This is a genomic window from Massilia jejuensis (assembly GCF_042656795.1).
Lineage (GTDB): Bacteria > Pseudomonadota > Gammaproteobacteria > Burkholderiales > Burkholderiaceae_D > Telluria > Telluria jejuensis.
In genome coordinates this window covers 1-793 of the sequence record NZ_JBHSMS010000101.1, presented here as the reverse complement: position 1 = coordinate 793, position 793 = coordinate 1, and the positions used below count along the sequence as shown (strand labels likewise).

Genomic DNA, 793 nt, shown 5'->3' with positions numbered 1-793 from the left:
GGTGGCCGGTCCCGCGCGCAGCTGCAGGCGCGCCAGGTTGCACATGTAGTTATAGCTGAGCATGCAGCCCTTGGACGGGCCCGTCGTGCCGGAGGTGTAGACGATGCAGGCCAGGTCCGAGGGCGCCGGTTTGGTGCCGATCGGATCGGTACACTGGCCGCGGTAGTCGTCGAGCGGGGCCAGGCGCACCGCGCAGGCGGGACGTTTGGCCAGCGTGCCGCGGTACAGGATCAGGGTGACATCCGGCAGGCCGTCGGCCACCTGGGCGATGCGCTCGACATAATCGGCTTCGCAGATGACGATGCCGGCGCGCGCATCGGCGATCTGGTGGCGCAGGAACTCGCCGCGCAGCGCGGTGTTGACCGGCACGCTGACCGCACACAGCTTGTTGGCGGCGATCCAGCCGGCGACGGCGTCGATATTATTGTCGAGCATGGTCAGGATCGTGTCGCCGGCCTTCAGCCCGAGCGCCGCCAGCGAATGCGCCAGGCGGGTCGAAAGTTGATCAAACTCGCCATAGGTGGTCAGTTCGCCGCCAAAGTCGAAGAGCACGCGCTCGGGATGGGCCGCAACGGCCCGATCGAGCGCGGCGATGACGGTATCCTGCTGTCCCAGCGACCAGGTCTCGGGATTGCCCATTCCAGCCATTTTGCCTCCTGTTGTCGGGCTCCGCCGAATGGCCCGGCAGGCTCCCATGCGTTTAATTGTGAGTCGAATATAAACAGAAATGCGAAAAGTGTCAAAGTATTGCGAGGTCCATCGTCATTTGAATTTCTGCTGGCGCGGCCTGTGC

At 64.4% G+C, this 793-nt stretch carries 1 protein-coding gene; it reads right to left on the bottom strand.

The window, feature by feature from the left end; translation table 11 throughout:
- A partial coding sequence (locus ACFPOU_RS23690; RefSeq protein ID WP_379727560.1) for an AMP-binding protein occupies positions 1-648 on the bottom strand: 648 nt, incomplete at its 3' end.
- Positions 649-793: the final 145 nt, after the last annotated feature.